The 6,254-nt window shown below is 64.1% G+C and carries 8 protein-coding genes; all 8 read right to left on the bottom strand.

Translation table 11 applies throughout. The annotated features are described in order from the left end of the window. Positions 1-113: 113 nt before the first annotated feature. The 8 genes from fliM to QME84_11620 all read right to left on the bottom strand — a co-directional run bounded on the left by fliM (position 114) and on the right by QME84_11620 (position 6,202). Complete coding sequence (gene fliM / locus QME84_11655) at positions 114-1,091, bottom strand: flagellar motor switch protein FliM (GenBank protein ID MDI6874919.1); 978 nt, start codon at positions 1,089-1,091, stop codon at positions 114-116. Between the two features lie 95 nt (positions 1,092-1,186). Continuing rightward, entirely contained in the window at positions 1,187-2,056 is an 870-nt protein-coding gene (locus tag QME84_11650; GenBank protein ID MDI6874918.1) for a flagellar motor protein MotB, read from the bottom strand. A 29-nt stretch (positions 2,057-2,085) separates the two neighbouring features. Then, positions 2,086-2,916 (bottom strand): motility protein A, encoded by an 831-nt coding sequence (locus QME84_11645; protein ID MDI6874917.1) that lies wholly within the window; start codon positions 2,914-2,916, stop codon positions 2,086-2,088. Positions 2,917-2,978: 62 nt separating this feature from the next. Beyond that, positions 2,979-3,248 (bottom strand): flagellar FlbD family protein, encoded by a 270-nt coding sequence (locus QME84_11640; protein ID MDI6874916.1) that lies wholly within the window; start codon positions 3,246-3,248, stop codon positions 2,979-2,981. A gap of 63 nt (positions 3,249-3,311) precedes the next feature. Continuing rightward, positions 3,312-4,544, bottom strand: coding sequence for a flagellar hook protein FlgE (locus QME84_11635; protein MDI6874915.1), 1,233 nt, complete (start codon positions 4,542-4,544; stop codon positions 3,312-3,314). 87 nt (positions 4,545-4,631) lie between these two features. Continuing rightward, complete coding sequence (locus QME84_11630) at positions 4,632-5,039, bottom strand: hypothetical protein (GenBank protein ID MDI6874914.1); 408 nt, start codon at positions 5,037-5,039, stop codon at positions 4,632-4,634. A 16-nt stretch (positions 5,040-5,055) separates the two neighbouring features. Further along, positions 5,056-5,478 carry a flagellar hook capping FlgD N-terminal domain-containing protein gene (locus QME84_11625; protein ID MDI6874913.1) on the bottom strand — a complete coding sequence of 141 codons (423 nt, stop codon included), beginning with the start codon at positions 5,476-5,478 and terminating at the stop codon, positions 5,056-5,058. Between the two features lie 34 nt (positions 5,479-5,512). Further along, positions 5,513-6,202 carry a flagellar hook-length control protein FliK gene (locus tag QME84_11620; protein MDI6874912.1) on the bottom strand — a complete coding sequence of 230 codons (690 nt, stop codon included), beginning with the start codon at positions 6,200-6,202 and terminating at the stop codon, positions 5,513-5,515. Between the last annotated feature and the right edge of the window lie 52 nt (positions 6,203-6,254).

Raw genomic sequence — 6,254 nt, 5'->3', positions numbered from 1 at the left:
CTGGGATGGGAGGAGGAAGGCTAGGTGGCTGACACAAAATCCTTGACGCTACCAACGTTGTTTTTCCCACCGGACCCGGCCATAAAAGCGGTAAACGGCGTAGTGATTCCCGCTCAATCCACCAGGTCCTCCAGTAACACCCTGGTAATCTGCACCGCCATCCTTCTCCCCGCCGTACCGGGAATGGCGGCGAAGGCCGGCCTGTCCTGCAGTCTCACGCTGATGGGATCGCTTATGCGCCGGTTGAGCCTTATCACCTGGCCCACCTGCAGGTGCCGGAGATCCGATACCCGGAGGCGGGTGCGACCAAGCTCGGCCACCAGCTCCACGCGCGCCGAGGAAAGATCGGTGCGGAATAGCATTTCCTTCCCCATGGGCCGGGACTCGGGAGGACGGGTGGAGAGCCACTTCTCGGCGTTGAGCTCGTCGAGGACGTCCTCCAGGGTGGTATAGGGCAGGCAGAGATTTACGAAACCCTCCGACGGTCCCAAGTTCACCCCCACGCAGACGTTGAGAACGATCTCGTTGGGAAATATTACCTGGGCGAACTGGGGCCGGAACTCAACCCGGTCGAAACGGAAATTCACCTCCGTGACCATGGACCAGGCGCCGGAAAGGGCGATGAGGAGCTGGGTCATCACCTCCTCCATGATGGCCGTCTCTATTTCCGTGAGCTCCCTTTCCTCGTAGTTGCCCACTCCCGGCCCACCCAGCATGCGGTCCACGAGGGAAAAGACCAGGGCCAGTCCCACCTCCACCAGGATCGGCTTCTCCTCGCTGCCCAGGGAGCAGACGGCGATGTAGGTGGGCGAGGAAAGGGAACGTAAAAACTCCTCGAAGGTAAGCTGTTCCACGGATTCCACGGTGGCGCGCACCGTCAGGCGGAGGTAGCCGGTGAGCATGTTGGCGAACTGGCGGGCGAAGGTCTCGTGCAGCAGGTGGATAGTGCGCAGGTTGTCCTTGGAAAACTTGGTGGGACGGCGGAAATCGTACACTCGAAAAGAGCGCTCCCGCTCCAGGAGCTCCTCCTCGCGCACCTCCCCGCTGCGCAGGCCCTCCAGCAGGGCGTCGATCTCCTTTTGGCTAAGCACCTCGGACAACTTGTTCCTACCTCCCTTGCGATGCCAACGAAATCCCGTTCTCTACCCGTCTCCTCGAACCCCCGCCTCTTTCCCTTTCGCTATCATCAATTCCCCTCCGCGGAATTTCCCTCCCCGGAGTCCCCCTCCGGTACGGACACCCCCGGTTCGCTCGCCGCCTGTTCCAAGGCCGTCTCCACCTTTTCCCACACGTCGACGCCCGCCGATTCCACGGCCTTCTCCTTCCTCGAGGGCCGAATGACCATTTCCACCCTCCGGTTCAGGGCCCGATGTTCCGGGGAATCGTTGGGGAAACGGGGCTTGGTGTCTGCATAGCCGGCGGCGCTCAGGCGGGCGGGATCGAACCCCCACCTCTCGATAAAGTACCTGATCACCGCGGAGGCCCGGGCGGTGGAGAGCTCCCAGTTCGAGGGGTAGACGAACCCCGGCTGGATGGGGATGTCGTCGGTGTGCCCCTCCACCCAGATCTCGTGTCGCGTCTCCTTGAGCAGCGGGGCGAGGTGGTCGAGGAAGGCCAGGGCCAGGGGCTTGAGCACGGCGCTCCCCAGGTCGAAGACCACCTCGTCGGTGGTGATGCGCACCACCAGGCCTACATCCTCGATGTCGGTAACGATCATGTTCTCAAGGCCCTTATCCTTCACGTAGGCGTCTATTTTCTTCTTCAGCTCCATGAGCTCCTGCAGCTCCTCCAGATCCAGCTCGGCGGCTTCCTCGATCTGCAGTTTCTGCTCCAGGGCCGGTAGATCCCCCTCCTGTATGCCGCTGCCCCGTTCCGGCGCCCCTCCCAGCGCCTCCTGGAGGGACTCACTTACTGCCTGCCATTTTTTGGCATCTATGCTGGACATGGAGAAGAGAAGCACGAAAAAGCAGAGGATCAGGGTGATCATGTCTCCGTAGGACTGCAGCCACGTGGCGGTGACCTCGTCCTGCCCCGCGGACCTCCTTCTCTTCTTCATCGCTCACCTTCCCGCTTGCCCAGCGGCTCTCATGCTCCCCTTAGCGCGCCCTCCCCCGCCTCCTCCACGGCCGCCTTAGCCTTGGCTTTCTCCCTGGCCTTGGAGGCCTCCTCGCGCAGGGAGGGAGGGAGGAAGGTCTTCAGCTTCTCTTCCACCATCCTCGGGTTGTCTCCCGACTGGATGGACATGACTCCCTCGATGACCATCTCCTTCACCAGCACCTCGTCCTCGTGCTTTCCCTTGAGCTTCTCGGCGAAGGGGATGAAGACCATGTTGGAGAGGATAACCCCGTACAGGGTAGTGACCAGGGCCACGGCCATGGCCGGACCCAGTTTCTCCGGCTCGCTCAACTTGGCCAGCATGGCGATAAGCCCGATGAGGGTGCCCAGGAACCCGAAGGCGGGTGCCAGGGCGGCGCAGATGTTGAAGTAGCGGATCCCCCCCTGGTGGCGCTGCTCGAGGAAGATGATCTCCGTCTCCAGGATGTCCCGGATGAGCTCGGGCTCCGTCCCGTCCACGAGCAACTGCACCGCCTTCTGGATGAAGGGGTCCTCGATGTTCTTCAGCTCCTTGTCCAGGGAGAGAATGCCCTCTCTCCTGGCCATCTCGGCATAGCGCACCAGCTGGGCCATGATCCCCATGGCGTCCACCTTGTACTTTCTGAGGATGAGCTTCAGCATCCCGGGCACGGCCTTGATGGTGGAAAGGTCCACGGCGAGGATGCTCGCTCCCACCGTGCCCCCCAGGACGATGACCAGGGAGGGCACGTCTATGTATTGCCCGATGCTCCCGGACATGAAAAGGCCCACGAAGAAGGTTCCGAAGGTGATGGCCAAGCCCACGACGGTCGCTACGTCCACTCCTCGGCCTCCCGGATTAATTTCCTTTTCCCGTCAACAACCGCATGTCGCCGCCTCGTTCCCTACTGCTTGCGCTTCTCCACCACGTCGCTATCCGGATCCTCCACCACCGTGCACTCGGTGAAGTCGAGGGGAACGTTGGTGCGGATGATGGGCCGAATGATCTGCCGGTACTCGATGACCCTGCGCACAACCTCGCTCACGCTCTCGGCCACGAGGATCTTCTTTCCCGTGGTCATGGTAATGATGGTGTCTGGCCGGGCCTCGATCATCTCGATGAGCTCGGCGTTGATGACCACCGGGTCATCGTTTATCCTGGTCACCTCGATCAAAGCCTGTACCTCCCTTTCGGAGATGCGGCCGGGGGCGGGGTCTCCGCCCCCGGCCCTACCGCCTTACCTCTTGATGTTCACCAGCTCCTGCAGCATCTGGTCGGTGGCGGTGATGATGCGGGAGTTGGCCTGGAAACCGCGTTCGGCGATGATCATGTTGGTGAACTCCTGGGCCAGGTCCACGTTGGACATCTCCAGGGTCCCGGCGGTGATCACCCCACGGTTCCCGGTGCCCGAGGTGCCCACCAGGGGCTCCCCGGAATTGCTGGACACCCTGTACATGGTGTCCCCCACCTTGATCAGGCCTTCCGGGTTGTTGAACACCGCCACCGCTATCTGGGCCAGCTGCTTGTTCAACCCGTTGGAGAAGAACCCGGTAATGATCCCGTTGTCGTTGATGGTGATGCTCTGCAGGTAACCGGCGGTGTAGCCATCCTGGTACACGGCGGCCACGGTGGAAGCGGAGGCGAACTGGGTGACCCCCGAGATCCCGCCCACGGTGCCGAAATCCAGCGTAATGCTCACCGTGGCCGCTCCGGCGGGCGTGAACACTATGGGACCGCCACTAACCGAGGCCAGGGCCCCCGTGTCGTCGAAGGTCAGGACCCCGGTGTTTCCGGAGATTCCCGCCGGGCCCAGGGCTTCCCAGGACCACTGGTTGACGTCCGTCTTGGCGAAAGTGAAGGTGAGGGCGTGCTTGCCTCCCTGGGAATCCACGACCTCGATGGAGGTCACGAAGCTGTCGCCCACCGAGGCGCCGGCGGGCAGGTTGCCCTGGAAACGCACCGTGGTGGTGGCCTGGGGAGCCATGGTCTGGCCCACGGGTATGGAGATGGGGTTCAGGGTAGCGTTGGTGTCGATTACCCCTGTGTCGTCGGCCATCCACCCCTGCACCACGTACCCGTTGGAGGGGTTTATGAGCTTCCCCTGGGCGTCGAAGCTGAAATATCCCGCCCTGGTGTAGTAGGCTCCCCCACCGTCGGAGAGGATGAAGAACCCGTCTCCCTGGATGGAAAGGTCGGTCATGCGGCCGGTGTTCTGCAGGGAGCCCTGGGTGAAGTTGGTGCTCACCAGGGCCAGCTTGACCCCCAGCCCGATCTGCACCGGGTTGGTCCCCCCCAGGTAGCTCGTGGAGGCCCTGGCCCCCCTCAGGGTCTGGCAGAGGGCATCCTGGAAGCTGAGCTGGCTGGATTTATAGCCCACCGTGTTCACGTTGGCGATGTTGTTGCCCACCACGTCCATCATGGTCTGGTGGTTGCGGAGTCCGGAGACCCCTGAGAACATGGATCGCATCATGGCACCATCTACCTCCTCGTTGACCTCCCGATCGACGCGGGTCGCTTCCTCGCAGGAGGTCCGGCAACCCGCTTGCGTAACCCTTCATCACCTTCCATCCGCGTCCCTGCCCTCGGGTCGCTCCACCACCACCGCGCTGTCTATGCGGGTGAATATCCCGTCCTTCAGCTTGGCGCGGTGAAAGGCGGAGATCACGTTCCTGGTGGGCAGGTTGACGATCAGCGCCGCGTCCCCCACCAGGACCAGGGATTGGACGGCTCCTTTCCTCTCCGCCGCCGCCACCGCCCTCTCCACCCGGCGCAGGTCCCCCTTCTCCAAGGGAATCTCACGCCTCTCCAGGCGCTCCGCGGCGTGGCGGCTGAAGCGCAGTCCGGTCTCCTCCAGGACGTCGCGGAAGGAAGGGCCTCCCTTATTTCCCGTCCCTTTCCGTTCCTCCCGGGCGGACCGGATCGCCTCCGGCCGTCCCGCTCCCAGAACTTCCCCGACGCCGCCCATCCTTGAGCCTCCTTTCTCAGGCGTGTACCTCCACCACGTCCCGCAGGTCCACCTCCCCGGCGTCCGTGGCGAGAAGGATCCTCCCGCTCTCCAGGCGCAGGGATTCCACGCGTCCTTCCACCTCTCCCTGCGGGGTCAGGGCCTTCACCCTTCGGCCGAGCAACCCTCCGGCCTGTCCCGCCAGCAGGAGATTGGCCATGACGTTCAGCGACTCGCCCAGGGACCTCAGTTCCTCCAGGCTCTGCAGCTGAGCCAGCTGGGCCACGAACTGCTGGTTGTCCACCGGGTTGAGCGGGTCCTGGTTCTTGAGCTGCGCCACCAGCAGCTTGAGGAAGGCGTCCCGGCCCAGCACCTGGTCCTCGCGGGCCCCTCCCGTCGCCATGGACGCCGTCGTCCCCCCGCGGGCGACGGCCCCGGAAACGTAGTCGTAAACCTGCATCCTCTCACCTCCCTTCCGATCGGTGTCTGGTAATTTATACCAACAGGTCGAGAGTTCCCAGGCGCCATCTGTACCCCACCCGCGCCGGAACGGGCTCCCTTTCCTGTTCCCGGGCGGAGGTCGGAACGGGCCCGCCTTCCCCGCGTTCCTCCCTCCTGCTGTCCCCGGCCTTCAACGAGAGCCGGAGGTCCTGCAGGGGAAGTCCCTGCGAAACGAGGAACTGCCTCAGCTGATCCAGTCCCTCGCGCAGGGCCTGGAAGGCCTGGAGCGACCGGGCCTCGAGGCTTACTCTCAGGGAGCCCGACCATTCCGCCTCCAGCTCCAGGCTTCCGAGCTGCGGGGGATGCAGTCTCAGGCGCGCCCGGTACACCTCGCCTTCGCGTATCCCGCGTAGGGAGCCGGCCAGGTTCTCCAGAAGCCTCTCCCAACCGTAATAGTCCAAGACGGTGGAACCGGCCGCGTTTTGGAGTGTTATCGCCTGCCCGGGCTCGCGCGGCGCCTGGGCCGCCGTGATACCGTGAGGGCTCCCGGCCTCGCCGCCGATCCGGACCTCCTTGCCCCTCGTGGCCCCGGGATGGATCACCTCCCCGGGGACAGGGTCGCCCACGACCTTCCCGCTCCCGGCGAAAGGCTGCTCCGCCTCTGCCGAAAACGGCCCCCGGGCGATGGGCGAGGAAGACGCGGTTCCCTCGACGCGCCGGTCATCCCCGTCCGCCGTGGCCATCCCCGGACCGGCGAACCGCTCCCCGCGGGCGAGTTTAAGGACCTTTCCCGGG

The sequence above is a fragment of the Actinomycetota bacterium genome (genome assembly GCA_030019255.1).
Lineage (GTDB): Bacteria > Actinomycetota > Geothermincolia > Geothermincolales > RBG-13-55-18 > Solincola_A.
This window is presented reverse-complemented; position numbering and strand designations above follow the sequence as displayed.

Bases quoted from the DNA above. Each gene is read 5' to 3' on its own strand.
- QME84_11625 (MDI6874913.1), bottom strand. From the start codon at position 5,478: ATGCAGGTTTACGACTACGTTTCCGGGGCCGTCGCCCGCGGGGGGACG.
- QME84_11635 (MDI6874915.1), bottom strand. From the start codon at position 4,544: ATGATGCGATCCATGTTCTCAGGGGTCTCCGGACTCCGCAACCACCAG.
- QME84_11620 (MDI6874912.1), bottom strand. From the start codon at position 6,202: ATGGCCACGGCGGACGGGGATGACCGGCGCGTCGAGGGAACCGCGTCT.
- QME84_11650 (MDI6874918.1), bottom strand. From the start codon at position 2,056: ATGAAGAAGAGAAGGAGGTCCGCGGGGCAGGACGAGGTCACCGCCACG.
- QME84_11630 (MDI6874914.1), bottom strand. From the start codon at position 5,039: ATGGGCGGCGTCGGGGAAGTTCTGGGAGCGGGACGGCCGGAGGCGATC.